The sequence below is a fragment of the Aeribacillus sp. FSL K6-8210 genome (assembly GCF_037963925.1).
Lineage (GTDB): Bacteria > Bacillota > Bacilli > Bacillales > Aeribacillaceae > Aeribacillus > Aeribacillus composti.
In genome coordinates, this window is the sequence record NZ_CP150172.1 from 2,659,261 (window position 1) to 2,686,143 (window position 26,883).

At 39.1% G+C, this 26,883-nt stretch carries 32 protein-coding genes; all 32 read right to left on the reverse strand.

Annotation, left to right across the window (positions count from 1 at the left end; translation table 11 throughout):
* Positions 1–108 precede the first annotated feature (108 nt).
* Positions 109–690 (reverse strand): hypothetical protein, encoded by a 582-nt coding sequence (locus tag NSQ41_RS12840; protein WP_339210090.1) that lies wholly within the window; start codon positions 688–690, stop codon positions 109–111.
* A gap of 102 nt (positions 691–792) precedes the next feature.
* Positions 793–1,623 (reverse strand): helix-turn-helix domain-containing protein, encoded by an 831-nt coding sequence (locus tag NSQ41_RS12845; protein WP_339210091.1) that lies wholly within the window; start codon positions 1,621–1,623, stop codon positions 793–795.
* Between the two features lie 246 nt (positions 1,624–1,869).
* The gene (locus NSQ41_RS12850; RefSeq protein ID WP_339210092.1) at positions 1,870–2,085 is read right to left on the reverse strand and encodes a hypothetical protein; all 216 of its coding nucleotides are present in this window, start codon (positions 2,083–2,085) and stop codon (positions 1,870–1,872) included.
* A gap of 24 nt (positions 2,086–2,109) precedes the next feature.
* Positions 2,110–2,292 carry a hypothetical protein gene (locus NSQ41_RS12855; RefSeq protein WP_339210094.1) on the reverse strand — a complete coding sequence of 61 codons (183 nt, stop codon included), beginning with the start codon at positions 2,290–2,292 and terminating at the stop codon, positions 2,110–2,112.
* Entirely contained in the window at positions 2,292–2,579 is a 288-nt protein-coding gene (locus NSQ41_RS12860; RefSeq protein ID WP_339210095.1) for a hypothetical protein, read from the reverse strand. The genes NSQ41_RS12855 and NSQ41_RS12860 overlap by 1 nt, the downstream gene beginning before the upstream one ends.
* Before the next feature lie 17 nt (positions 2,580–2,596).
* Positions 2,597–3,568 carry a tyrosine-type recombinase/integrase gene (locus tag NSQ41_RS12865; protein ID WP_339210096.1) on the reverse strand — a complete coding sequence of 324 codons (972 nt, stop codon included), beginning with the start codon at positions 3,566–3,568 and terminating at the stop codon, positions 2,597–2,599.
* Between the two features lie 166 nt (positions 3,569–3,734).
* Positions 3,735–4,529, reverse strand: a complete 795-nt coding sequence (gene spo0A, locus NSQ41_RS12870) for a sporulation transcription factor Spo0A (RefSeq protein ID WP_063388135.1) — start codon at positions 4,527–4,529, stop codon at positions 3,735–3,737.
* 382 nt (positions 4,530–4,911) lie between these two features.
* Positions 4,912–6,201 carry a SpoIVB peptidase gene (spoIVB, locus tag NSQ41_RS12875; RefSeq protein WP_339196799.1) on the reverse strand — a complete coding sequence of 430 codons (1,290 nt, stop codon included), beginning with the start codon at positions 6,199–6,201 and terminating at the stop codon, positions 4,912–4,914.
* A gap of 115 nt (positions 6,202–6,316) precedes the next feature.
* The gene (gene recN, locus NSQ41_RS12880) at positions 6,317–8,041 is read right to left on the reverse strand and encodes a DNA repair protein RecN (RefSeq protein ID WP_339196802.1); all 1,725 of its coding nucleotides are present in this window, start codon (positions 8,039–8,041) and stop codon (positions 6,317–6,319) included.
* Between the two features lie 21 nt (positions 8,042–8,062).
* Complete coding sequence (gene argR / locus NSQ41_RS12885; RefSeq protein WP_063388132.1) at positions 8,063–8,512, reverse strand: transcriptional regulator ArgR; 450 nt, start codon at positions 8,510–8,512, stop codon at positions 8,063–8,065.
* Positions 8,513–8,579: 67 nt separating this feature from the next.
* Positions 8,580–9,413: a TlyA family RNA methyltransferase gene (locus tag NSQ41_RS12890; RefSeq protein ID WP_063388131.1), complete on the reverse strand. Its 834-nt coding sequence runs from the start codon at positions 9,411–9,413 to the stop codon at positions 8,580–8,582.
* Complete coding sequence (gene dxs / locus NSQ41_RS12895) at positions 9,406–11,307, reverse strand: 1-deoxy-D-xylulose-5-phosphate synthase (protein ID WP_063388130.1); 1,902 nt, start codon at positions 11,305–11,307, stop codon at positions 9,406–9,408. The genes NSQ41_RS12890 and dxs overlap by 8 nt, the downstream gene beginning before the upstream one ends.
* 10 nt (positions 11,308–11,317) lie before the next feature.
* Positions 11,318–11,938 (reverse strand): hypothetical protein, encoded by a 621-nt coding sequence (locus tag NSQ41_RS12900; protein ID WP_066247695.1) that lies wholly within the window; start codon positions 11,936–11,938, stop codon positions 11,318–11,320.
* A gap of 761 nt (positions 11,939–12,699) precedes the next feature.
* Positions 12,700–13,578, reverse strand: coding sequence for a farnesyl diphosphate synthase (locus NSQ41_RS12905; RefSeq protein WP_327873853.1), 879 nt, complete (start codon positions 13,576–13,578; stop codon positions 12,700–12,702).
* Positions 13,578–13,817 carry an exodeoxyribonuclease VII small subunit gene (locus NSQ41_RS12910; protein ID WP_063388128.1) on the reverse strand — a complete coding sequence of 80 codons (240 nt, stop codon included), beginning with the start codon at positions 13,815–13,817 and terminating at the stop codon, positions 13,578–13,580. Before NSQ41_RS12910 ends, NSQ41_RS12905 begins: the two co-directional genes overlap by 1 nt.
* Complete coding sequence (xseA, locus tag NSQ41_RS12915) at positions 13,814–15,160, reverse strand: exodeoxyribonuclease VII large subunit (RefSeq protein WP_144596800.1); 1,347 nt, start codon at positions 15,158–15,160, stop codon at positions 13,814–13,816. The genes NSQ41_RS12910 and xseA overlap by 4 nt, the downstream gene beginning before the upstream one ends.
* A gap of 22 nt (positions 15,161–15,182) precedes the next feature.
* Complete coding sequence (gene folD / locus NSQ41_RS12920) at positions 15,183–16,037, reverse strand: bifunctional methylenetetrahydrofolate dehydrogenase/methenyltetrahydrofolate cyclohydrolase FolD (RefSeq protein WP_063388126.1); 855 nt, start codon at positions 16,035–16,037, stop codon at positions 15,183–15,185.
* A 10-nt stretch (positions 16,038–16,047) separates the two neighbouring features.
* A complete protein-coding gene (nusB, locus tag NSQ41_RS12925) occupies positions 16,048–16,446 on the reverse strand; it encodes a transcription antitermination factor NusB (protein WP_063388125.1) in 399 nt (132 codons plus the stop codon).
* A 158-nt stretch (positions 16,447–16,604) separates the two neighbouring features.
* Positions 16,605–17,006, reverse strand: a complete 402-nt coding sequence (locus NSQ41_RS12930) for an Asp23/Gls24 family envelope stress response protein (RefSeq protein ID WP_063388124.1) — start codon at positions 17,004–17,006, stop codon at positions 16,605–16,607.
* A gap of 17 nt (positions 17,007–17,023) precedes the next feature.
* Positions 17,024–18,373, reverse strand: coding sequence for an acetyl-CoA carboxylase biotin carboxylase subunit (accC, locus tag NSQ41_RS12935; RefSeq protein WP_063388123.1), 1,350 nt, complete (start codon positions 18,371–18,373; stop codon positions 17,024–17,026).
* A 10-nt stretch (positions 18,374–18,383) separates the two neighbouring features.
* The gene (accB, locus tag NSQ41_RS12940; RefSeq protein WP_066247610.1) at positions 18,384–18,875 is read right to left on the reverse strand and encodes an acetyl-CoA carboxylase biotin carboxyl carrier protein; all 492 of its coding nucleotides are present in this window, start codon (positions 18,873–18,875) and stop codon (positions 18,384–18,386) included.
* 185 nt (positions 18,876–19,060) lie between these two features.
* The gene (locus NSQ41_RS12945) at positions 19,061–19,681 is read right to left on the reverse strand and encodes a SpoIIIAH-like family protein (protein WP_066247608.1); all 621 of its coding nucleotides are present in this window, start codon (positions 19,679–19,681) and stop codon (positions 19,061–19,063) included.
* Between the two features lie 15 nt (positions 19,682–19,696).
* Positions 19,697–20,332: a stage III sporulation protein AG gene (spoIIIAG, locus tag NSQ41_RS12950; RefSeq protein WP_242009268.1), complete on the reverse strand. Its 636-nt coding sequence runs from the start codon at positions 20,330–20,332 to the stop codon at positions 19,697–19,699.
* Entirely contained in the window at positions 20,325–20,942 is a 618-nt protein-coding gene (spoIIIAF, locus tag NSQ41_RS12955) for a stage III sporulation protein AF (RefSeq protein WP_063388120.1), read from the reverse strand. The genes spoIIIAG and spoIIIAF overlap by 8 nt, the downstream gene beginning before the upstream one ends.
* 12 nt (positions 20,943–20,954) lie before the next feature.
* Positions 20,955–22,103, reverse strand: coding sequence for a stage III sporulation protein AE (gene spoIIIAE, locus NSQ41_RS12960; RefSeq protein WP_311067360.1), 1,149 nt, complete (start codon positions 22,101–22,103; stop codon positions 20,955–20,957).
* Positions 22,104–22,185: 82 nt separating this feature from the next.
* Entirely contained in the window at positions 22,186–22,584 is a 399-nt protein-coding gene (spoIIIAD, locus tag NSQ41_RS12965; RefSeq protein WP_094246193.1) for a stage III sporulation protein AD, read from the reverse strand.
* 6 nt (positions 22,585–22,590) lie between these two features.
* Positions 22,591–22,797: a stage III sporulation protein AC gene (gene spoIIIAC, locus NSQ41_RS12970; RefSeq protein WP_063388118.1), complete on the reverse strand. Its 207-nt coding sequence runs from the start codon at positions 22,795–22,797 to the stop codon at positions 22,591–22,593.
* Positions 22,798–22,824: 27 nt separating this feature from the next.
* On the reverse strand, positions 22,825–23,337 hold the full coding sequence (gene spoIIIAB, locus NSQ41_RS12975) for a stage III sporulation protein SpoIIIAB (protein ID WP_066247606.1): 513 nt from the start codon (positions 23,335–23,337) through the stop codon (positions 22,825–22,827).
* 2 nt (positions 23,338–23,339) lie between these two features.
* Complete coding sequence (gene spoIIIAA, locus NSQ41_RS12980) at positions 23,340–24,257, reverse strand: stage III sporulation protein AA (RefSeq protein ID WP_327873846.1); 918 nt, start codon at positions 24,255–24,257, stop codon at positions 23,340–23,342.
* A 481-nt stretch (positions 24,258–24,738) separates the two neighbouring features.
* The gene (gene efp / locus NSQ41_RS12985; RefSeq protein ID WP_063388115.1) at positions 24,739–25,296 is read right to left on the reverse strand and encodes an elongation factor P; all 558 of its coding nucleotides are present in this window, start codon (positions 25,294–25,296) and stop codon (positions 24,739–24,741) included.
* 50 nt (positions 25,297–25,346) lie between these two features.
* Positions 25,347–26,408: a Xaa-Pro peptidase family protein gene (locus tag NSQ41_RS12990; protein ID WP_094246194.1), complete on the reverse strand. Its 1,062-nt coding sequence runs from the start codon at positions 26,406–26,408 to the stop codon at positions 25,347–25,349.
* The gene (gene aroQ / locus NSQ41_RS12995; RefSeq protein WP_063388113.1) at positions 26,398–26,850 is read right to left on the reverse strand and encodes a type II 3-dehydroquinate dehydratase; all 453 of its coding nucleotides are present in this window, start codon (positions 26,848–26,850) and stop codon (positions 26,398–26,400) included. The genes NSQ41_RS12990 and aroQ overlap by 11 nt, the downstream gene beginning before the upstream one ends.
* Positions 26,851–26,883 lie beyond the last annotated feature (33 nt).

The window sequence follows — 26,883 nt, forward strand, 5'->3', positions numbered from 1 at the left end:
TACAATCAATGGCAACACCTCCTTAAAGTTTGACCATATTTGACGTTTAGATCTAATCGCATTATTATTTGACCTTCAAGTGATTTTTTAAAATTTCAAAAAAACAATTTAGTTGTCAAGGAATGATATATATTTTTTGAGTTTATTTTCATTGAACTTACCAGTTAATAAAGCATCGAAAAATTTATCAAGCAGTTCCAGTTTCAGTTCATTATTTTCTTCAATTAATTTCAAAAATTTATCTGTCCTGAAGATAAACTTTTCTTCCTCTTTAGAGACCTTTTCAACCTTTTCAAAGACATTTTCGCAATTTTTATATCGTTCAACTTCTCTTTGATGTATTTGCATTAACATACCTTCTAAACGTTCTAAATTTTTTAAATGTAATTCCGTCCTTTTATTAACAAGTTCTAAAACTCTAACTTTCTCTTCAATTTGTTCCTCTGTTTCATTTTGCAATTTCAATAGATGGCGATATAAATCCATTTGTGATTCATGATCCAAATCTTTTGTAAATATTTCTTCATCCAATTGATATTTTTCGGAAAGAACTTTTAACCATTTTTTCGGTATAGGTCTCTGACCTTTAAGCCACGAATTTAATTGCTGTTTGGATACTCCAAGCTCTTCAGCAAATAGTGTTTTCTCTACATTAAAAAAATCAATAATGAACTCCAACCCAGTATACATGGATATCCCTCATTTCGGTTTACGGTAAATCACTGTACCTTTATCTTACAATATGGTTTACGGTAAATCAATACTATTTTTAATTTTTTCAAAAAATTTTAATCAAATTTCATCATTCAAAAAATCATACAACAAATGCCTATTTTCCCTTCTCTTTTCAACTACAAAATTGCTATATAGCACAGTGTAGAAATAACCTTCAAACGTTTTCTTTATTTTTCCCATCTTTTTCGCAAATATGGTTGTTTTAAATGATTCGACAGCTATATCAATCAATTCATCTAACGGTCTATCAAATTTGCATTTTTTATATGCAATTTGAACACGTTGAAATAGATCGTATATATGCTTTGCTGAATTGAAGAACGGCTTGACTGTATCTACGAATTCTTTTGAAACGCTTGCTGGTACAAATGTTGCGTCTAGTTCTTTTGGTTGATTATCTGCTTGTTGACTTTCTGTATGTACGTTAGTACGTTTAGTATTTCTCATAACAGAGTGATCTTGATTCTTCTTGTTTTCAGTGGTGACATCAGCAGTGACAAGCTGCGGTGACATGTTGTTATTTAACGTTTTTTCACTTGGTATAGATAAATCTGTTTTCTGAATGACAATGATATTGATACCACGCTTCCCATTTGGTCTAGTAGTCGGAATTCTTTTAATAATTCCCATTTCTTCAAGTTGGTTCATGGCTCTAATGACTGTTCTACGACTTATATTTGCTATTTCAGCGATGTAATCGTATTTTGCAAAAGAAACCCCTATAACCTTAACAGAATGCGTGTATAGCGTTTTTAAGACGTTTACAGTCGATTCAGATAGCTTTGATTTGTTGTGATACAAAAAGGCTCTGACATGCTTGTTCATTTCTTCAACAGATTTAAATGATTGATATTGTTTGATCAAATCATAGCTAAATTGATTTTTCATTTCTCGTCTCCCTTTCTTTTGGGGACACAATTCCAACATCTAAAAAAGACAATACGAAATACACCTCGAAACGCTTGATTTTTTCGAGATTTTGAATTAATATGTAATTAGCTTATAATTTGGTTGATGGACGTTGGAAAAGCGTCCTTTTTTGTTTTGGTAATGGGTTACTACTCGAAGGGTAGTAACCCTATTTTTTTAATTAAAAACAGGCAAAACTCGGCTTAAAATAGGGGTTTATACTTATTAGTCCTCACATGCTACTTTTGTTTCAGTTGTCCAATCATGGACTTCTGGTTCGATTATTTCCCCATCAGACTTAACAAGTTTTAATTGTGCATCAACAAAAAGCAATTCATGCAATTGATTTTCCGCCATTCTTTTTGCTTCATCTTCATTTTTCGCTTTGACATTAACAGACACTGACAATTTCACTTCTCCAAAAACTTGAAATTGATTCATATAAAGATTCCTCCTTAGATTAGATTATTCAGCAAAGTTTAATGCTTCAAATGCCTGTTGTGCATCTTGAAGTATTTGCTCTTGAAATGATGTATCTTTCCCTTCACGCTTTGCTTGTTTAATGTCTTTGCGAATGTGCTGCATATGCGAAAACAGTGCATTTTTAATTGTGATAAGTTCATTTTCATTGATTTTGATTGTTTTCATCACGCTACCGCCTTTCTTTTAATTCTGCATTCTGCTCCTGCATAAAGATGCCAATCTGGAGCATCAGAACAAAATGTATTAATTACTTGATCATATGTGATTGTTTGATATTGACCGCCTGCAAAAACTTGAATAATGAATGAATCATTGAGCTCAATTAATTCCCCGATTTCTAATTCAAGAAATGCTTGTCCATTTTCGATGATTAATGTGCCGAGCGTGTAATTATCAAGAAATGCGTCAATTTTGCGGACAGTTTGTTTTATGTGATCGCTAAGAGTATCCATTATTTTTGATTACCTCCTTAAATATCTAAATTGTTTAGCGGTGAATGTTTTTGATATTTTCTTCCAATTTCTTGATCTGTGAAATCCAGATAAGCCTTTTGCGTAACTTCAACACTTGAATGTCCCAAAATCCGAGATAGCGAAACCCAGTCTCCACCATTTAATAGGTAATATTTAGAAAAATTATTTCTTAGCTGATGCGGATGTATTTCAACGCTAACTTTTCTTCCAGCTTCACGTAGCGCACGTTCAAAATTTCTGACGTCTAGTTGAGTTCCTCTTGTTGTTGGAAAAAGATATGGACTATCAGAAAAACGATCTCGATATTTCATCCAACGTTTTAAATCTGTAGACATTTTGTATGAAAAATACACGTACCGTTGTTGCTTGTTCTTTGGATTTTCGATTAGTATTGATTTTGTATCAAAATCAACATGTTCAGGGCGCAATGCACAGCATTCGCTTGCACGAATTCCTGTGTCAAGTATTAACCTTGTTTGAATCCATGTACGATAGCCGTGAAATGTTGTAATGTCCATTGCGTTAAGTACCTTTTTTATCTCTTCTCTTGTCAGCAAAGGCTTTTTCTTCCGCTGCGGTTTAATATTCTCGATGTTTTCGCACGGATTAACTTTTATTTCACGTTCTCGATACAAAAAGTTGAAAAATACTTTGATATTTCTTAAATAATTCGCAATGGTTGTATCACTAATTTTTTTCCCTGCATCATTTCGTCTGTCGGGATAATTGATTTCTTTGCTTTTTTCATTTGCGACAACCGTATATTTTCCACGCTCCCGTAAATATCTAATGTATTGCCGAATATGAACCGACTTCACCTTGTCAATACTCGTGATTTTACATTCACGTTCAAGGAAAATAAGGAACAGTTGTAAAGTTTGCTGATAACTGGCAAGTGTTTTTCGAGATAAATTTTTTGAATCACAATACAGTAGGAAATTATCTAAATGCATTTGAAGATCATTCAAAATAAAAAACACCTCCAGATTTTATTGTTGGTCAATAAAATCTGAAAGTGTTTTTATTAGTTGATATTTAATTCTGAATTTATAGGTATAGTTAAGAAATTTATTGGTCAGTGCCATCAGTATGGAATATTTTTACTATACCTTCAAACCCTTGATACACTTACTCTCAACTCGCCTTATGCTCCAATCTCAATTTATCTGCCACCATTGCAATAAATTCCGAGTTCGTCGGTTTGGCTTTTGACATGCTGACTGTGTAGCCAAACAGCGATGAGATAGATTCAATGTTGCCGCGGCTCCATGCTACTTCAATAGCATGGCGGATAGCACGTTCCACACGGCTTGCCGTTGTGTTAAATTTTTTCGCAATATCTGGATAAAGCACTTTTGTAATCGATCCTAACAGCTCGATATCATTATAAACCATGGAAATCGCTTCTCTTAAATATAAATATCCTTTGATGTGCGCAGGAACCCCGATTTCATGAATAATGCTTGTAATACTAGCGTCTAGATTGTCATTTTTATTTTCAGAAACAGCAGAGCCAGATTTATGTAAAGATATATTTTTCATTAGAGGCGAAGGCTTTCCACTCACTTGACGAATATTTCCAGCCAGCTGTTCCATATCGAACGGTTTTAAAATAAAATAAGCAGCCCCTAGGTCGACCGCTTTTTTCGTTACATCCTCCTGGCCAAAAGCAGTTAACATGATTACGTTCGGCTTTTTCGCTTTGTTTAGCTCCTTGAGCTTTTGCAGTACTGCTAATCCATCTAAATGGGGCATAATGATATCCAAAACAAGGACGTCCGGGCTTTTTTCATTCAAAATATTTAAACATTCCTGACCATTGTAAGCAACGCCGATTACTTCCATATCCTCCTGGCTGGATAAATATTCATCCAAAAGGGCAACAAGCTCTCGATTATCATCAACGATACATACTTTAATTTTTTCCACACGCACTCCTCCCAATCCTCTTTACAAAATTATACATTGTTTGATCTACAAGATATTTTCGACAACTTTACAGAGAATCCTTTTCCTTTTTTAAAAAAAGTGAAAAATTATGTGTTTTTTCAAAGTTCTTCTTATTATGAATAAAGTTTTCGATTTCAAGCAAAATTCTCCTCTAACAAACATAAACAGCGTTTTTGTAATAAATATGTATGTCGAATTAAATAAGTTTATACATAAATTTTCGCTTGATTGAGCCAGTACACTTCCCTTGCTTTTAAAGCAAACAGCCCACTTCACAAAATTCCTTTATGTGAACGTGACGTTTTTCGCAAAAGGATTTATGTCAGATCGCTGCATCATGTAATAAGAAAAAGCGAGTGTGTTAACTCGCTTTTTGCTGCTTTTCGTCCATACTAATCCCTGCGTCTTGCAGCATCCATTCAATGTGAACACCGTAACCAGATGTCGGATCATTGACAAATACATGAGTCACAGCGCCAACCAGTTTTCCATCTTGAATGATTGGACTGCCGCTCATTCCTTGAACAATGCCTCCTGTTTTCTTAAGCAATTCCTTATCTGTCACTTTTATGACCATGCCTTTTGTTGCAGGAAACTTTTGATTAACGGTACTGACAATTTCTACATCAAATGCTTCCACTTTATTTTGATCTACCACTGTTAAAATTTGTGCAGGACCTTCTTTCACTTGATGTGAAAAAGCAACTGGTATCGGTTTGTCCATAATTCCGTTTTTCACTTCTTGATTCAGCCTGCCAAATATGCCGAATGGACTGTTTTTTGAAATAGAGCCGATCACTTCATGTTTTTCTGAAAATCTTGCTAATTTTTCACCTGGACTTCCGCCTCTTCCTTTTTCAATCGACGTTACCGTAGACCGGACAATTTTTCCGTTTTCAACCACAATCGGTTTTTTTGTATCCATATCTGATATAACGTGCCCAAGAGCACCGTATTTTTTTGATTTCGGATCATAAAACGTCATCGTTCCAATGCCTGCTGCAGAATCCCGTATATAGAGACCGATACGATACGTTTTGTCGCTTTTGTCTTTGACTGGTGTCAATTTCGTGTTGAGAACTTTGTTGTTGCGTTTTACTTCGATCGCTAAAGGGCGGCCTGTTCTTCCTGCTTCTTGTATAAATGGAATAATATCACTCATTTTTTCTATTTTTGTCCCATTAATTTTTGTTATCATATCGCCGACTTCTACACCTGCCGATTCACCCGGTGATTTTTTTCCGGCTTCAGTTTCAATTTGGTGAAAGCCGACTACTAAAACACCAAGTGTATTTAACTTAACACCGATCGATTGGCCTCCAGGAATTACCTTTAATTCCGGGAGAACTTTGACATTCACGTTTTTAACCGGCATGCCTTTTATTTCATAGAGAATTTGTCCATCTCCAGATTTCGTGCCTTTTAGCTGCAATTCGTCCCCGCTTTCCGACACTTTGAAAGCGTTTTGAACATCCTGAACTTGAGCTTGAGCTGGAATAACATTTTTTTCTATTGTATAAACGTCATGTTCAAAAATGGTGATTGTTTTCGGAATGTGTAAATATTGTCGCACCTCTTTTGAAAAGCCTAAACTGATTAAAGAAACAAGGAGAATCGTACCAATTATTTTTCTGATGTATTCTAAAGTCATTTCTTCACTCTCCTCGCTCCTAACCCACACCATATGACTATTTCACATGGCTACATCTAATAATTTTTCCTTGAGCGAGGTCATTTATAACTTTTTCTTAAAGAAATTATTTCCGCTAGGAGGATTTCACCGATATAGCCAGATCCAACAGCTCTTTTGCATGCTGCTTCGACAATTCCGTCACTTCTGCTCCAGCAATCATCCGGCCGATTTCTGCAATTTTTTCTTTTTCAGAAAGCGGAATAACCTTTGTTTTCGTTCTTCCCTCTTTGCTTACTTCCTTAGCAATTAATAGATGGTTGTCAGCCATCGCTGCAACTTGAGGAAGATGCGTGATGCATAGCACTTGAGAGTTAATCGACACCTGATAAATTTTTTCTCCGATCGCTTGGGCGACACGGCCGCTTACACCAGTATCCACCTCGTCAAATATGATGGAAGTAATTCCTTGATGCTTGGAAAAAATCGTTTTTAAGGCAAGCATGATTCTTGATAATTCCCCGCCGGAAGCAATTTTCGCAAGAGGCTTAAGAGGTTCGCCTGGATTGGTGGAAATGTAAAATTCCACAAAATCCATGCCGTCACTTCCAAATTTCGCTGGAATTCCATCGATCAAAGCGGAATCTTGGGCCTCTTTCTGCGAAAATTGAACCTTAAATGTAGTTTTATCCATGTACAGCTGTTTTAATTCAGATGTGATTTGAGCAGTTAGCTTGTTTGCGTATTTTTTTCTTATTGCTGTTAAATGTTGGGATTTTGTCAGCAGTTCTTCGACGACAGATTTAAGCTCATTTCTAAGCGTTTGAATATGGCTATCACGGTTTTCAATCGTATCGATCTCTTTTTCAATTTCATCTCTATATTGCAAAATGTCTTTGATTGTTTGCCCGTACTTTCGTTTTAACCGATGAATGACATGGAGGCGGTCCTCTATCATATTTAACCGATCAGGATTAAATTCCATGCGTTCTAATTCATTTCTAAGCTGAAACGTTAAATCCTCTACAACGTAAAAACTGTTCGACAGCGTTTCGGACATTTCTTTTAACTGTTTATTAAATTCTGCTGCTTCTTCTAAATGATTCATGGCAAGTCGTAAAAAATCAAGCCCGCGCTGCTCTCCCTGCAGCGATTCATAGCTATTTTTCAAGGCTTCATAAATTTTTTCAAAATTTAACATTTCCTGCCGTTCTTCCTGAAGCTTTATATCTTCATCCATTTTTAAATCGGCATCGTCAATTTCCTTTAATTGAAACTTCAATAAATCCAATCGATGCGCCATCTGCTGCTCATTTTCTGAAAGGGCTTTTAACCGCTTTGTTAAGTCCGTGTATTTTTTATAAAACTTTACGTATGCATCCTTTGCTTTTTTCACTTCTTCGCCGCCATATTCGTCGAGAAGATGAAGATGCTTTTGCTCGTCCATCAGCTCTTGATGATCGTGCTGTCCATGTATATCGACTAATGTGCTCCCAATATCCCGGAGAATTCCGATTGTGACAAGCTTTCCATTAATTCTGCAAATGCTTTTTCCGTTAGCGGAGATATTCCGGTTTAAAACAATCATGCCTTCACTAGCATCTATTCCTAATTCATGGCACTTTTTCAAGCACGGATGGTCCTCTTCTTCCAATATAAACAACCCTTCCAATTCAGCGCGCTTTTCACCGGCTCGGACAAATTCAGAAGAACCGCGTCCTCCTACAAGAAGAGATATTGCATCAATAATGATCGATTTCCCAGCACCTGTTTCTCCCGTCAGCACTGTCAGCCCTTTTTCAAAAGAAAGAGATAGGGATTCAATAATGGCAAAATTTTTAATCGACAATTCCGCTAACATCGCATTTTCACCCCAAACTTGTTAAAGCATGTCCAAAAATTTTTCCGTCAACGTTTTGGTGTCTTCATTCTTCCTGCATATAATTAAAATCGTGTCATCGCCGCAAATTGTCCCTAATATTTCTTCCCAGTCCAAATTATCAATTAATGCACCGATTGCATGAGCATTTCCCGGCATTGTTTTCATCACAAGCAAATGTCCGGCAGAATCGATTTTAACAAATGCATCCATCAATGCTCTTTTCAGCTTTTGATGGGGATTGAAGCGCTGATCTGCGGGCAGGCTGTATTTATAACGTCCATCAGATGTCGGAACCTTCACTAAATGGAGCTCTTTGATGTCGCGGGATACGGTTGCTTGGGTGACATTAAAACCTAAATTTTTCAGCATTTCAACTAGTTCATCCTGCGTTTCGATTTCGTAATTTGTGACAAGCTCTCTAATTTTAATAAGACGCTGTCCTTTTGTCATTAGCGACCACCCCTATTCTCTTTCCTGTTATGATATCTCATAGAAAAACAGGAATAACTTGTATTCGTTATCCCTGTCTCTTTATTTTTAACGTCGAATGAGCGTTTTTCACAATTTCTTCAATTGTTTCCGTAAATTTTATGTCACCTTTTTCTTTTGCCCCTCCCCAATACAAATGGAGCAAAAACTCTATATTCCCGTTGCTGCCAGTGATCGGAGAGTACGATAAATGTAAGCAATCAAATCCTTCACTGATTGCAAAGGCCGTTATGTCATGCAAAACTTCCTCATGAACCCGAGCATCCTTCACAATTCCTTTTTTCCCGACTTTTTCTTTTCCTGCTTCAAATTGCGGCTTAATTAGCGCTACGCATTCACCAGTGGGCACCAAAATGGTTTTTAAAACAGGGAGGATCAATTTTAAAGAGATAAACGATACATCAATGGTAGCAAATTCCGGAAGCCCCTTTTGAAAATCCTCCGGCTTTACATAACGGAAGTTTGTCCGTTCCATCACGATGACACGTTCATCTTGACGCAGCTTCCAATCCAATTGATTATACCCGACATCCACCGCATAACATAATTTTGCGCCGTTCTGCAAGGCGCAGTCGGTAAATCCTCCCGTAGAAGAGCCGACATCTACCATAATTTTTCCTGCCACACTGATTTCAAATTGTTTCAACGCCTTTTCCAGCTTTAAACCGCCTCTTGAAACATAAGGGATCGCATCTCCCTTTACAGTTAACGGGATGTCGCGATCAATTTTTTCGCCAGGCTTATCCAATCGTTTTTCATTTGAATAAACAAGCCCGGCCATAACGGCCCTTTTTGCTTTTTCTCTCGTTTCTGCAAGTCCTCTTTCTACAAGCAATACATCTAAACGTTCCTTTTTACCCATATTTGATTCCTTTTTCTTTTTTTGGTATTACTTCGAGCACATTTTTGATTATTCCTTCTTTTGTTAATCCAATCTCTTCTAACAGTTTTTCCACGCTTCCATGCTCGATAAAGCGATCTGGAATTCCCATTCTTTTCATTGTAAGATTTGTAAAGCCATGCTTTTCAGCAAATTCTAATACCGAGCTGCCAAAACCGCCTTCAAGAACTGCTTCCTCTACTGTTAAAATCGGTATTCCTTCGTTGAAAATCTCAAGAAGCATTTTCTCATCAAGCGGCTTTAAAAAGCGGGCATTGACGACTCGAACGGAAACATTATTTTTGGCAAGTGCTTTCGCTGCATCCAATGCCATTTTAATCGTCGTTCCAAATGTTAAAATGACAGCATCTTTACCTTGTAAAAGAACTTCCCACGTACCGATCGGAATTTCTTTCAGCTCAGGATCAAGAGGCACACCCAATCCTGTTCCTCTCGGATAGCGAAGAGCGATCGGCCCTTCATCGTACTTCAGAGCCGTATAAACCATATGCTGTCCTTCATTTTCGTCTTTCGCCATCATTAATACAATGTTTGGTATATGGCGCAAAAAAGCGATGTCAAATACTCCCTGATGGGTTTCTCCGTCAGCTCCGACGAGTCCTGCGCGGTCAATTCCGAAAAACACATTTAAGTTTTGTCGGCAAATGTCATGAACCATTTGGTCATAACCGCGCTGCAAAAAGGTTGAATAGATTGCCAAAAACGGCTTCATATTGGCAGCAGCAAGTCCTCCTGCAAGCGTCACCGCATGCTGCTCGGCAATACCGACATCAAACATTCTGTCCGGAAATTCTTCTCGGAATTTTTCAAGTTTCGAACCAACCGGCATGGCTGGTGTAATTGCAACAATTCTTTCATCGTTTCTCGCTAATTTTCGAACTGTTTCACTTACTAATTCACTCCAAGACGGAGCCGATATTTTCGGTTTAACAAAATCGCCTGTTTCAATTTTATACGGGCCTGTTCCATGCCATGTTCCAACCTTGTCTTTTTCGGCAGGCAAATAGCCCTTTCCTTTTTTCGTGATAACATGCAGCAAAACAGGGCCTTTTGTTTTTTTGGCATAACTAATGTTTTCCATCAATGCCTGAAAATCATGTCCGTCAATCGGTCCAAAATAGGTAAAGCCAAGCTCCTCAAAAAACATGCCCGAAACGAATAAATATTTCAGACTGTCTTTAAGCCGTTCTGCTGTTGAGGCAAGCTTTCCTCCGACAGCTGGAATTTTTTTCAACAAGTATTCCAACTCTTCTTTTACCCAGTGATATTTGCCTGTTGTTCTTAATCTTCCAAGTATATGATGAAGAGCACCGACGTTTGGAGCAATAGACATTTCATTATCGTTTAACACAACAATAATATCCTTTTGTTCATGGCCGATGTGATTCAATGCTTCAAGCGCCATGCCTCCGGTTAAAGCACCGTCGCCGATAATCGGCACAATATATTCATCCGTTCCTTTTAAATCGCGGGCAATAACCATTCCCATTGCCGCAGAAAGTGAAGTTGAACTGTGCCCCGTTTCCCAAACATCGTGCTCGCTTTCTGAACGCTTCGGAAAACCGGACAATCCTTTATACTGCCTCAACGTATCAAACTCTTTCGCCCTGCCTGTCAAAATTTTATGAACGTACGCCTGGTGACCTACATCCCAAATAAATTTATCTTTCGGGCTGTCAAACATTTTATGTAAAGATATTGTCAGCTCAACTACTCCTAAATTTGGTCCAATATGTCCGCCGGTCACTGACAGCTTTTCAATTAAAAATTGGCGAATTTCCGCGCTCAATTGCTCCAGTTCTTTTATTGAAAACTTTTTCAGAAATTTTGGATTTTCGATGGACAATAGATCCAAAACGGATCACTCACTTTCGCTTTTTAGATATGCTTGCTTTTTTATGATTCTTTCCTTTTTTCTCTTTCATCAAAACAATATTAAATCTTTTTTCAAAAAAATAAAATATCTTTCCGACATAAAAAATAATCGGAGTTGAAAAACGGATTGCAAACGCCTTTCCAAACGCTTTTCCTCCGACAGTAAGAGCGGCTACAATGCTTGTGAATACGATTGAAATCGTAAACTCAAGCGCCGAAGTTTGACGGTCGGCAAACGTCACCGCCAGCTGCACTACGACAACAGCCGAGGCTGTTCCGCTGATTATGCCGGAAATATCGCCAATAACATCGTTGCAAAAGTTCGAAAAGCGATCGGCATTTCGGATAATTTGAATGGCATGCTTGGCACCGCTCACACGCTTTGACGCCATCGCATGAAACGGAACCTCATCTGCTGATGTGGCAGCAATGCCGAGCATATCAAAAAAAATGCCGATTAAAACGATCACAAAAACGATCATCATACCGGCAGCCCATCCGACGCCTTCCAGGAGAACAGTTGATACAATTGAAAAAAGAGCCGCTAACACGAATGTGATAACGGCAATTCCTAAACTCCATCGTATTGAATATCGAATTAGCTCTTTCATCATGAAATGCATAACACCTGATTTCTATGTAAAAACTATATATAACGAAATGGAGTGGTCATATATAGAGTAAACATTACGGCTTAGGTCCAGTAGGTTTTCCCAGTCAAGTACCAGGCGTTGCCGCCCCGGCGGTTTCCCTTTAAACCTGACTTAGCGCTGTCGCCAAACGCTAGACTGGATTGCCACTTAGTCCGTACTACAATCCTCTATATATGTCATGTGAACAGTCTAGGAGTTTTCCTCAAACAGCCTTTAGCCGGTTCCTAGCCTCTTTTGCAGAGCCGATTTCATATGTCAAATAAGAAACTCTTTCATTGGCCATATGAAAAAGTTCCTTGTTTCCATAATCCCCTCGGCCTCCACTCAAGGCAGGCTACGCTGTCCGCGCCTCATTGCACTATGAAGCGCGTAGACAGGTTCATACCCATTTTGCACATAAAATGGGCCTCCGCGGAAAGAGGGTCAACGCCCACATGCCATTGTGGATCGCCCTCTAACCTTAACCCCCAGCATCAACCCAAGGCTGGGCGCCTCAAGCCAACACCAGGAACTTCATCGATGTGCCCTTTAGCGGATTTTTAGGCCCGCCTTCAGAACCGGAGGGCTGACTAGAATACTGCACCACTCCATCATGTTTTCTGACAGAATTATATCATATAAGAGTGTTTTCCTCAACTTGTTGGAGAATGCACACATTCAAATGCGAATCCCGTTCCTCATTTTGTCGACCCGTTGGAGGTGCACTGAATTTTCATCGTTTAATGTTCGCGCTCACCAATTAAATCACAAAACGATAATAGAAGCTCATTGTTTATGGAGCATGTTTGCAAAATAGCCTTTGATGTTTCAATATGCTCCGACAATTTTTTCTTTGCGCCTTCCAAAGACAGTACGGACAAATACGTTGTTTTTTTATTCTCTTCATCGGAACCAACAGGCTTTCCGATCTTTTCTTCGTCTCCTTCAACATCTAATATGTCATCTTTAATTTGGAAGGCAATGCCTATATGGTATGCGAATTCCTTTAATTTATTTATTTCTTCAATCGACGCCTCAGCAATGATGGCACCTGCAATAATACTGAAAGCCAGAAGCTTTGCTGTTTTATGCTCATGAATATATTCAAGCTGTTTTAAAGTTAATTGTTTGTTTTCTCCTTCCATGTCGGCAACTTGTCCGCCAACCATTCCTTCTGCACCAGCCGCCTTTGAAAGCTCTGAAATGAGCGTCAATTTTACGCGATCTGAAAGCTCTTCAGCATCAGCAATCAGCCGAAAGCTTTCAGTCAGTAATCCGTCACCTGCCAGCACGGCTATGGCTTCTCCATATACTTTATGATTGGTCGGCTTTCCTCTTCTAAAATCATCATTGTCCATGCATGGAAGGTCATCATGAATGAGCGAATACGTATGAATCAATTCCACCGCACATGCGACCGGGTAGCCAATTTTCTCTTCTTTTCCATACGAATGGAGAACGGCAAGCAAGAGCATAGGGCGCAGACGTTTCCCGCCGGCATTTAAGGAATAAATCATCGATTCTTTAATAATTTTCGGGGCATTTAATCTTTCAATATATGTGGGAAGAACGGAATCAATGGCAGCTTTGCGCGTTTTTAAGTATTCCGGAAAAGACATCACTTTTGTTCTTCCTCCTGTGCTTGGAAAGGTTTGATCGTTCCATCTTCATCAAGAATAAAATCCAATTGCTTTTCAGCTTGCGTTAATTTTTCATGGCAAAGCTTTGAAAGCTTCATTCCTTCTTGAAAATATTGGATCGCCTGTTCTAATGGAACATCTCCGTCTTCTAATTTTAAAACAATTGCTTCCAGCTCTTTCATCGCTTCTTCAAACGTTAATTCTTTTTGATCATTCATGATCTTCTCTCCTCAATTTCAGATACTTCACAATGGATGGTCCCGTCCTGCAATTTAATTTGAATAAAATCCCCTTCAGCCGTTTGTTTTACGCTCTTTACCAGCTTATCTTGTTTATACACAAGGCTGTATCCACGTTCCATAATCTTTAATGGGCTGAGCGCATCAAGTTTAGAAGCCAATGCTTGAAAGCGATTCAGCTTCTGTTGATATAAAGCTGTCATCTCGCGCAGCATTTTTTTGTCCAGATCCTTCATTCTTGTCTTCGCCCGCTCAATTTGGTCATATGGAAGTTCGTTTTTAAGACGATTCGTCAATAACAAGTATCGGTTCGTTTGATCGTTTAAGTAACGTTTTCCTGCTTTTTTAAAACGTTCGAATAAAATGTCCAGCTCCTGTTCTTTTTGCATATAAAGCTTTTTCGGATATTTGAATGCATATGAGTTGGTTAAGCGGAAAAGCTTGAGCTTTTCCTTTTTGATCCGTTCCTTTAAAGCGTTCGTCATTCTAATGTTCCGTTCCCGGATCTTTTCGATTAAATCCGTTATATTAGGAACAGCCAGCTCTGCTGCTCCGGTTGGAGTCGGCGCCCGAAGATCGGCGACAAAATCTGCGATTGTATAATCTGTTTCATGGCCTACAGCAGATATAACGGGTATTTTTGATTTAAAAATTTCCCTTGCCACCACCTCTTCATTGAAAGCCCACAACTCTTCAATCGACCCGCCTCCTCTTCCAACAATGAGGACATCGAAATAACCGAGGGAGTTGGCAAGCTGTATTTTATTCACAATCGATTTTCCCGCTTGTACACCTTGAACAATTGCGGGAATAACCACCACTTTTGCCACAGGGTATCTTCGTTTGATCGTTGTGATGATATCCCTGACGGCTGCACCTGTCGGCGATGTGATCACACCGATCGTCTTTGGAAAGGCAGGAATCGTTTTTTTATGCTTGACATCGAACAGCCCTTCTTGCTCCAATTTTTTTTTCAGCTGCTCGAATGCAAGATAAAGCCCTCCTACTCCATCAGGCTCCATTTCCTTTGCATAAATTTGGTATATTCCTCCGGGCTGGTAAATGGTAATTTCACCGCGTACCAATACGTTCATCCCGTCCTCTGGGCGAAATGGAAGAGAACGGTTAAAACTTGAAAACATAACCGCCTGTATTCTGGCATGCTCGTCCTTTAACGTAAAATAAATATGTCCGCTGTCATGAATTTTTACGTTTGATAATTCGCCTTTTACCCAAATATCGCGCAAATGTGGATCAACATCAAATTTTCGCTTAAGGTATTTTGTTAACGCCGAAACGGTTACAAATTTTTTGTTACTCATGAACAACTCCTTTAAAGCAAGTTTATGGACGTACCCGCTTCTTTGCGGATTTAACCGTATTATAAACCAGCATCGTAATCGTCATTGGACCTACTCCGCCGGGAACAGGAGTAATGGCGCTTGCTTTTTCTTTTGCCTCATCAAATTTTACATCGCCTACAAGTTTTCCGTTCTCAAGTCTATTGACGCCAACATCTATTACGACTGCACCTTCTTTAATATGATCAGCACCTATGAAATGAGGACGCCCGACAGCAACGATTAAAATATCTCCTTGGATCGTATGCTCCCGCAAATTTTTCGTTTTCGAATGGCAATATGTAACCGTTGCATTTTCGTTTAGAAGCAATTGTCCGACCGGTTTTCCGACAATATTGCTTCTGCCAACAACGACAACATGCTTTCCGGCAATTTCGATATTTGCAGATTTGATCATTTCAACAATTCCGGCCGGTGTGCACGGCAAAAACGCATCCTGTCCCGTCATCATGCGTCCAACATTAATCGGATGAAAGCCATCCACATCTTTTTCTGGAGAAATTTTTTCAATGACTGCTGTTTCATCAATATGGTCAGGTAACGGAAGCTGAACAAGAATTCCGTCATAACGATCGTCCTGATTATATTTTTCTATCACTTCAAGCAGTTCTTCTTGTGAAATCGACTCCTCCAAATGTTCCAGCTTAAAAGAAACGCCGATTTCCTCCGAAGCTTTTTGCTTCCCCTTAATGTAAGAAAGGGAAGCAGGATTATTCCCAACTAAAATAATGGCAAGGCCGGGTGTTACCCCTTTTTCCTTTAATTGTTCCACTTCTTTTTTTAACTCGCTTCGCATTTCTTTTGCCAATTCTTTTCCGTCAATAATCGTCGCCACCATCTTTTTCCTCCTAAGCTTTTTTTTCTAACTCTTCTTTTATACTTGAGAGGACACCATTTACAAATTTGCTCGACTGAACATCTCCGAACATTTTAGCAAGTTCAATCGCTTCATCAATTGTTACATTGAACGGAATATCCGGTTCATATTTCATCTCATATACAGCTAAACGCAAAATGGCACGGTCAATGTTAGCCAATCTTTCCAATTTCCAATTGGTTAAATTCCTTTTTATCAATTCGTCAATTTCGTTTTGATGTTCAACCGTTCCGAGTACAAGCTTATTTAAAAATGGATCATGTTCATTACCGTCCAAAACATGATTGATGGCTTCCTCAGGAAGCGCTTCAGCCAAGTCAATTTGAAACAGTGCCTGCAATGCCTTTTTCCTAGCTGTTCTCCGTTTCATCTTTTTGCTCCTTTTTTCAAACTATGTCGAAATGTCATATATGAATCATATCATAACTGCCTCTTGTATCACATATGAAAGTTCATCCGAAAAGAAATTTCAGAATCTTTCTTATTATTCTTTATTTTAAACAAAAAAGGGGAGGATATCCTCCGCCTTTACATTTCCTCTTGAATTTCAGGCTCTTCCGTCTTCGTTTCAAACTGAATGCCCACTACATGAATGTTGATTTCGTTGATTTCAAGCGCCGTCATCGTTAAAAGCGTTTGACGAATGTTTTCTTGTACTTTCTGTGCAACAGCCGGAATGGAAACCCCGAAATTCATGACACAATATACATCAATGACAATGCCTTCTTCACCTAAGTCTACTTTTACGCCTTTACCATGATTTTTTTTGCCAAAGCGTTCAGCGACTCCTGAAGCGAAATTGCCGCGCATTTGGGCTACCCCTTCTATTTCAGATGCGGCAATTCCGGCGATGACTTCAATGACTTCCGGAGCGATTTCCACTTTTCCAAAGCTTGCTTCATGATTCATTTCCAATCCTGTATCTTTCAAATAGTACACCTCCAAAATTATGACATGATTTTATAATTTTCAAGAAATCTAGTGTTGAACTCCCCGCTGATAAATTTTTCATGATCCATTAATTTCAGGTGGAAAGGTATGGTTGTATGCACTCCTTCTATAACAAATTCACTTAAAGCTCTTTTCATTTTGGCTATCGCTTCTTCCCTTGTCGCTCCGTGTGTAATCAGCTTTGCGACCATTGAATCATAATATGGCGGAATGGAATAGCCAGGGTAGCAGGCAGAATCAATGCGGACACCCGGTCCGCCCGGAGGCAGGTACATTTCGATTTTACCAGCTGAAGGCATAAAATTCTTTTCCGGGTTTTCTGCGTTAATTCTACATTCGATCGCCCAGCCGTTAAATGTAATGTCTTTCTGTTCAAAGCTTAGTGGTTCGTTTGCTGCAATCTTGATCTGCTCTTTGATCAGGTCAATGCCTGTGACCATTTCAGTAACAGGATGCTCAACTTGAATGCGGGTATTCATTTCCATGAAATAAAATTGCTCATTTTTATAATCAAAAATGAATTCCACTGTACCTGCACCGGAATAACGCACCGCTTTGGCTGCTTTTACAGCCGCTTCCCCCATTTTATGTCGCATTTTATCAGATAGTGCAGGAGAAGGAGTTTCTTCCACCAGCTTTTGTAAGCGCCTTTGAATGCTGCAGTCCCTTTCACCTAAATGAACGACGTTTCCATGGTGATCGGCAAGAATTTGGATTTCAACATGGCGGAAATCTTCAATACATTTTTCAATGTAAACGCCTGGGTTTCCAAATGCTGTTTGCGCTTCCTGCTGAGTAATTTGGATCCCTTTCCGCAAGCTTTCTTCGTCATTCGCAACGCGTATTCCTTTTCCTCCGCCTCCGGCGGCTGCTTTAATAATGACTGGATAACCGATTTGATTTGCGATCTCAACTGCTTCCTCTTCGCTTTTAATGATCCCTTTTGACCCAGGCACAATCGGAACACCCGCCTGCCGCATTGTTTCCCTAGCAACATCTTTTTTTCCCATTTTTGTGATTGCTTCTGGACTAGGGCCTACAAAAACAATGTTGCAATCATTGCAAAGCTCGGCGAAATCAGCGTTTTCTGCCAAAAATCCGTAGCCTGGATGAATGGCTTCTGATCCAGTCAGCGTCGCTACACTCACGATGTTCGTAAAGTTTAAATAGCTGTCTTTAGATGCAGTCGGTCCTATGCAATACGCTTCATCTGCAAGCTGAACATGCAAGGAGTCTTTATCCGCCTCAGAATATATGGCGACTGTTTCGATCCCTAATTCCTTGCAGGCGCGTATGATTCTTACTGCAATTTCTCCTCTGTTTGCTATCAGCAATTTTTTAAACATTTTCTTTCCCTCACTCTGGTTTTACAAGGAATAATGGTTGTCCGTATTCAACAAGCTGACCGTTCTCAACTAAAATGTCGACAATTTCGCCTTTTACTTCCGCTTCAATCTCATTAAATAATTTCATTGCCTCTACAATGCAAACAACGGTATTCTCTTTTACTTTTGATCCTATTGTAACATAAGGATCTGCATCTGGGTTTGGAGCAGCATAAAATGTGCCGACCATCGGTGAAGTAATTTTATGTAAATTTTCTGTTTTCTGCTCGCTTTCTTCTTTCGGCAAATGCACCTCTTTTTTCGGCTGTTCTAAAGATTCAGCAGCTGGCTGCTTTGGCAAAGCTTGAATTTCAGAAGCATTGTTATAGACAACATGCTGATTAGCGCGAGCCGCAGTTTTTTTTAATTGGACCTTTGCCCCTTCGCTTTCATATGTAAATTCATCAATGGATGAATCATCGATCAATTTGATGATTTCCTTTATTTCTTTAAAATTTAACATGAAAAAACACTCCTTAAAATGAATTCCAATTTGCTAGATATTATCATCAAGTATTAAAAGTAGCTATCATTTATGATACGATAACTTTTTGCTAAAATTCAATAACTATTAAAAATATGAGCAAACAATTCAAAGCAGCTTTTTCTTCACATGAAAAAATCCCCGATTTTTTTCGGGGAGTCATGTTACTTTGCTATTTCAAATGTTACGGCAACATCTTGCATGGACTGGATTTCATCCTTCACCAATTGAATCAGTTCGTTTGCTTGCTGCGGGGAGTGTTCTTTCGCTTTTACGGTAATTCTCACCTTGTCTCCATCAGCGCGAACTAATGCATCCTCGTAGCCTTTTGTTTTGATAAGTGTTTCTAATACCTTCTCTTTCTCTGACAGCTTGGATAATTCGCGCATCTCCTCATATGCATTGTTTTTTTCCTCAGATGAGACATCATTGGACCCAATAATTGTCTCCAGCTCCTGCTTGCGTTCACTTCTTTCATCTTCCACTTCCATTCTCAGCGCAGTAAATAAATCATCGTCCGTTATTGTGGAGACTACCGATCCATCTTCTGAGCTGGACTGCTTGCTCGATTGTTCTTTTTCTTGCTGCTTCGCATCAGTTTTTTGTTGCTCTGTTTGTTCTTTATTATTGTCATTTCCGCTTTCTTTTTCATTCGAATTCGTCTCTGTATCCGTCAACACCACATCAGGGGAAGATCCTCCTTCAGGAGATGTAATGTAATAAACGGACAGCACAACAACTAAACTTAACATGGTTAATAACCAAACAGTTTGTTTTTTTAACATGTCAAGCATCCTCCTTTACTTTTTTGGCAATACGGCTACTCTATGACTATCGACATCAAGCACCCTTGTAACTGCATCGGTGATCATTTTTTTAATTTGAACGTTTTCAGCACCTTTTGCTACTACTAACACCCCGCGTATTTTCGGCTTTTCGGTTTTTACAACGATGGGCGATTCTTGATCCCCTTTTCGAATGATTACCACTTGTTCGTCAACAGATTTATCTTCCACCTGCCGCTTTCCGCCTTCACGGTCCGTCTCATCTGTCGTTTGGTTTTGAATCGAGCGATTTTTTTCCAACACACTTTCAGATGAAGAGTCAACATTGACAATAACTTCTACCTCACCTACGCCTGAAATGGACTGAAGCGCTCCTTTTAGCTCATTTGCATACTGCTGTTCATAACGTTCAATTGTTCCTTTTTCACTTGTTGTTTGTTTAAATGCGGGCTCAACATCCTCTTCTTCTGCAGCGGTGTTTATCGTTTCTACTGTTTTGCTTTCGCCGGATAAAAAACTGCCGATCAGCATAAAAGCGATTCCAAGCGTCAAAAGTATAAGCATGAATGGATAGGTGGCTGATTTTTTGAGCATATTTCGTCCGGGAAGAAGAGAGGCTAGTCGCTGCAAAAAATTTTTCCTATCATTCACTTAGGCCGCCTCCTTCCATTTCAATCGAAATTTTTTCTTTCGATACTCCCCATGTTTCAGCAAGCTGGGCAATTATTTCGTTTTCATTTGCGAGCATTTTTTTGTCTTCTTCGTTCATGTTGATTTCAACCGGTTTAACCGTTTCAACCGTGTGGGGAAGATCTTTTTCTTCCACGAAAACTGTAACTTGCTTTAAATCGTTTTCTGATTCAATCTTCTCTTTTGTTTCATCAACCGAAAGATGAATTTTTTGAACCTTTAAACCATAGTTTTCTACCAGCTCCTCTTCCGCTAAATTTTTCATTTGGACAGCCATTTGTTCTAAAATATATGCACGGTTGTTAGCTTGTATTTCATTTTTCTTAAATTCTATTGATTTTTTTATTGAATCTTCTTTTGCTTCCGAGTTCAGCAGCTCCTCGGATAACAAGTTCGGAAAATCATAGGAAAATATTTTTAAAATCGGCGTAAGAATGACAGACACTAATAATAAACTAACAACGACTTTTACATATTTTTGCATTGCGGATCTCGGCAGCAGCATATCTAAAATAATGGCAATAAAAATAAATAATATGATATTAGTGACCCATTCGGTGATGAATGACATATACCACCACTCCTATCGAACCATCATGGTGACATTGCTCGCTGCGATAATAACTGTAATGCTTAAAAAAAACATGAACGATACAAGGATCAGTGCCGCTAGTATATAGATGATGCTCTTGGAGATGATGTCTAAACAGGAGATAATCTCTCCCGGCCCTAAAGGCTGCAAAACGGCTGCGGCAAATTTATAGATGAAGGCAATCGCCAGTACTTTCATTGCCGGAAAAATGGTGATCAAAAAGAGAATGGCAACACCAATGACGCCAATTGTGTTTTTTAACAGCATCGATGCGCTGAAGAGCGTATCAGCCGCTTCCGTAAACATTTTTCCAAGCACAGGTATAAAGTTTCCCGTTATAAACTTTGTCGTCCGCAAGGCGATCCCGTCTGTCACAGCTGCCGTCGCCCCCTGGACAGAAATCACTCCTAAAAAAATGGTTAAGAAAATGCCTAAAAGCCAGATGCTAATGCTTCTGAACAGCTGAGCAAGCTGAGTAACTTTATATTGATCCGTCATCGTGCTGATTAAAAATAACAAAGAAGACAAAAACAGCAGAGGGAGAACAATTTTTTCAATCAACAAACCGCTTCCGTTCATCAAGAAAATGGTAATGGGGTGAAAAAATGCAGCCGAAGCAACTCCTCCAGATGACGCCATTAAAGCTATTAACATCGGAATTAAGGCTAGAAGAAAGCTTGTCATCCCGTTAATCGCATTCGTTGCATAGGAAATGGCTACGTGAAAACTGTTTAAAGCTAAAATGACAAGCACCATATAAACAATGGAATAAGCAACTTTGCTTACATTTTTTTCTTCAAAGGCGTTTTGTAAATGCTGGAGAAGAACGCTAAATATCGTTAAAATGATAATGGTTCCAAGAAGCTTTCCGTTTGCCAAGATTTCATGTAAAAGAAATTTCAAAATGCCAACGGCCCACTCTTTTATAGAAAATTGTTTTTCACCTTTAATAAAATCCATCAAGCTTCCCTTCTGGCTTTCCGGAAGAAGTCCTCCGTATGTCGTCATAATGTCATTCCAAAAATTTTTAATTTCCTCAATCCCAAGCTCGTCCATTTGTTCTGCCATATATTCTTGTTGAATCGCTTCTTCTTTTGGAGGATCTGCCGATGAATTTTGCTCTTGAGAGGCTTGTACCATGTTTGGCACAGCGAAAGCAAAAAACGCCAAAAAAAGGATGCCGCGAAAAAATGATGACTGAATCCCCATCACCCCCTTAAACTTATATATTTGGGAGAAGCTTAATCATCGTTTGTATAATCACCGTCATGATCGGAATTGCCATAGATAAGATTAAAATTTTCCCTGCCAATTCAATTTTGGATGCAATGGAGCCTTGTCCGGCATCTTTCGTAATTTGCGCACCAAATTCAGCAATATAGGCAATTCCGATGATTTTTAAAATGGTTTCGACATAAATCAAATCAATGCTTGCTTCATTCGCAATTCTTTCGACCATTCGAATCAATTCATAAATTTGATCCACTAAAAAAAGAAAAATGGAGACACCGGTAAAGACGATTAATAGAAAGGCAAAGGTCGGCTTTTGTTCTTTTATGACAAGAGCGAGCAAAGTTGCAATCAATCCTAGCCCGACAATTTGAAAAATTTCAATCTCCAAAACCTCCTATCCTTGAAAAAGAAAAACCGCTTTAATTTTTTGGAACAAATCGTTGACAATGGAAGCAACCATAAAAAGTATGTAAATAAATCCCAACAACGTAACCCATTGGGCGTACTCTTTCTTCCCCATTTGATCTAAAATGGTATGAAGAAACGCAACGATAATTCCGATTCCAGCGATTTGGAAAATTGTGTTGACGTCAACACCCATGTCCCTTTCTCCTCCCAGCTTATATCGCTACATCAAAAGAATGATAATGAGCAATCCCGCTAAAAATCCTAAGCTTTTCGTCATTTTTCCGTAATGCTCTTGATTAAACAGCGCTTCTTTTTCTTCTTTTTCCAAATGAGCCATTGTCAATTTAATATGCTTTTGCTGGCTGATTAAATCATGCTGCCCCAATGTTTCTCCAAATTGCTTTAAAACTTCCAATTCCCCTTCCTTCAGCGATGTATAAGGCCATATTTCAAGCAGACTGCTTTCCCATGCGCTTTTCACATCCATGTCGCCTTGCGATAATTTCTCAGAAAATAATGTAAATAGATTAGAAAGCGGAGGGGCTGCCTGTTTGGCAATATGAAGCGATGCATCCTGCAATGGTGTGTGGCCGTACATGATCTCAGCTTCCAAGCTTTGCAAAGAAACCTTTAATTGCCGCAATTGTCTTGTCCGCTCTGTCAATCTTTTAGCCGAATCAAACCCAATCCATGTTGTTGCTAATAAGATGAATAAAGACCCTAGCAATTTCATCGCTATTTCACACCTGCTTTATACACAATCTCTTTTTCTTTTTTTCCAAATATACGGGAAACCGTCCCTGGAGTACCTTTTTTCTCCAATTCCATGTATCGGTCAAAAATGCCTAATTGAATAAGTTCTCTTAAGGTCGGACGGTGCAGCAAATCTTCAAAGCATTCGCCATGAGCGCTCACAAACAGCTGAACACCGCTGTTCACAGCTTCCATTAATGCATCGGTATCTTCCTTACGCCCTATTTCATCAGCAATAATGATGTCAGGGCTCATCGAACGGATCAACATCATCATCCCTTCTGCTTTCGGGCATCCGTCCAATACATCAATGCGAAGACCAAAAGTAAATTGCGGAATTCCTTTTACACTGCCGGCTATTTCTGATCTTTCATCCACAATGCCGACCTTTTGAGGCGGGATCGTTTTAACCCCAGTACTTATGATCCGGGCAAAATCGCGCAGCAGAGTCGTTTTTCCTGATTGGGGAGGTCCAAAAATAAGCGTATTTAACCATTTTTTTTCATATACATAAGGAATATATTGCTCAGCTAGGCCTATTTTCTCCCTTGCTATCCGGATATTAAAAGATGTAACGTGCCGTATGGCTTTGACATTGCCGTTTTCTGTAATCACTTTTCCAGCAAGGCCGATCCGGTGCCCTCCTCCAATCGTAATAAAACCTCTCTTTAATTCTTCCTCCAGTGTGTAAATCGAATATTGGCTGATCTTGTTTAAAATCATCATCCCGTCTTCTTTTGTCGCCTCGTAGTGAAGAAAGTGCGGTTTGCCGAAAACGATGATTTCAATCGGCTTGTACAAACGTATGCGAATTTCTTCCATCTGTTCAAAAAAAGAAGAAGGAAGCTGCTTTAATTCATTTGCAATTGTTTCGGGAAAAATTGAGATGATTTCTTTCAATCTTCCTTCCCCCTTTAATACCTTATTTATTTTCAATGTATGCAAGCTTGGCCACTTTATGACTACCGTTTCTCTTATTCCTTTTTTTGCATTTATCATTTCAATAGAATTTGATAGAATTTTCTGATTTTAACAGTTATAATGGAGTTAGGGGGTGGTGAGTGAATGTTGGTTCAAATTTATGATGGACTTGTATGGCTTCTTGCGGCTTTTATTTATATTGTTATACCTTTTGCCGTTTTCAGTGAATTGAGGAAAAAGAAAAAAGCGTGGATGGATCATTAAAGGTGGACAAGCTGTAATTGAATCCTGTTCAAAAAAAGGCCAGGTTGGAAAGCTTGTGTATTCTGGTCTTTTATAAACGATTGCGAAAATAGCTATAAAATCTTTCTTTTCAAAAAAATAACCCACAGAAATCAGTTATGAATTCTGCGGGTCTTTTCGTTTTCTTTGACTTTTTTCATTATTTTTTTAAGAATAATTACGCACGGGAAACATAAGAACCGTCAGAAGTATTGACGATAATAACGTCCCCTTCATTAACGAAAAACGGCACTTGCACGACAAGCCCTGTTTCAAGCGTAGCCGGTTTAGAGCCGCCTGATGCAGTGTCCCCTTTAATGCCAGGTTCTGTTTCCGTAACAGTTAATTCAACCGTGTTCGGAAGCTCAATTCCGATTGTTTCGCCTTGATACATCATGATGTATACTTCCATATTTTCTTTCAAAAACTTCAACTCATATTCAATTTGTTTTGAAGTAAGCTCAATTTGTTCATACGATTCTGTGTCCATGAAAACGTGCTGATCGCCATTTGCATACAAATATTGCATTTTCCGGGTGTCAATTTGAGCACGTGCTACTTTTTCGCCAGCCCGAAACGTTTTTTCTTGGATGGCACCTGTCCGAAGGTTGCGCAATTTTGAACGAACGAACGCCGCCCCTTTACCAGGCTTTACATGCTGGAATTCAAGAACGCGCCAAATCCCCCCATCGACTTCAATCGTTAAACCTGTACGAAAATCATTTACAGAAATCATATTTGGTCCTCCTATTACATTTTCTTTAACAACATTGATTGGGGCACTCGCTAGAGAATGATGAGCTCTTTCTTCGAATGAGTCAACACTTCATTTCCGTGCTCAGTGATCAAAATATCATCCTCAATTCTTACCCCGCCTTTTCCTGGAAGGTATATACCAGGTTCAACCGTGACCACCATGCCTGGCTGAAGAACGGTATCAGAGCGAGCTGATAGTGTCGGCCCTTCATGGATTTCAAGTCCGATTCCATGTCCAGTTGAATGACCGAAATATTCGCCGTACCCTTTATCCTCAATGTAGGTACGTGTAACAGCATCCGCTTCCCTTCCAGTCATTCCAGACTTGATTTCGCGCACGCCTTTCTTTTGCGCTTCAAGCACGATGTTATAAATTTCTTTCATTTCATCTCCAGGATCTCCAACAGCAATTGTCCGCGTCATATCTGAACAGTATCCTTTATAATAGGCGCCAAAGTCAAACGTTACAAGCTCTCCCTTTTCAATTGGTTTTTCACTTGCTACACCATGGGGAAGGGCTGACCGATAGCCTGACGCGACAATCGTATCGAAAGATGAGGAAGCTGCTCCTTTTTTTCGCATAAAAAATTCGAGCTCATTCGCTAGTTCAATCTCTCTCACACCTGGACGGATCATATGTAAAATGTGTGTAAAGGCAGCATCAACGATTTCAGCGGCTTCCTTTAATATCTTAATCTCTTCATCAGTCTTTATCAAGCGCAACTTTTCCACAATATTTGAGACAGGAACGAATTCAATCCCTTTTAAAACATCCTTGTACGATGTGTATGTTGAATAAGAAAGATGATCCTGCTCAAACCCGAGCGTTTTGATCCCCATTTTCTTCGCCTGCGCAGCGACTTCTTCAAAAATCGATCCTGAATGCTGCACAATTCTAAAATGCTTTACTTGTTTTTTTGACTGTTCTACATACCGGAAATCGGTAATAAAGCATGCATCCTCTTTTGCCACTAGTGCGACCCCGGCCGTACCTGTAAATCCCGTCAAATAGCGGCGGTTATATTCGTTTGTAATGAGCATGCCGTCAATATTTAACTGTTCCATTTGTGAACGAACTTTTTCAAGCTTCATGTGTTTCCTCCCTGATCAAATGTAGTAAAGATAAAGCTGCCAATTGATAGCCGTAAAACCCTAAGCCAATTATTTGCCCTTGTGTCACCGGCGCTGTGACAGAATGATGCCGGAACGGTTCCCGTTGATTTGTATTGGAGATATGGACTTCAATTACCGGTTTTGAAATGCTGGCAATTGCATCCCGTATCGCATAGCTGTAATGAGTAAAAGCTCCTGGATTTAAAATCACTCCATCAAATTGTTGATCGGCTTCATAAAGCTTATCGATAATCTCTCCTTCATGATTCGATTGAAAAAAAGAAAATTGAACTTGTTTTTTTTCACCGAGAGATTTTAATTCATTTTCCAAATCTGCCAATGTTTTTTTTCCGTAAATATGAGGCTCCCTCACGCCTAAATAATTTAAATTCGGGCCATTGATCACAAGTATTCTCTCCATCGATTACACCTTTCTATCATGTATTAAAAAAGA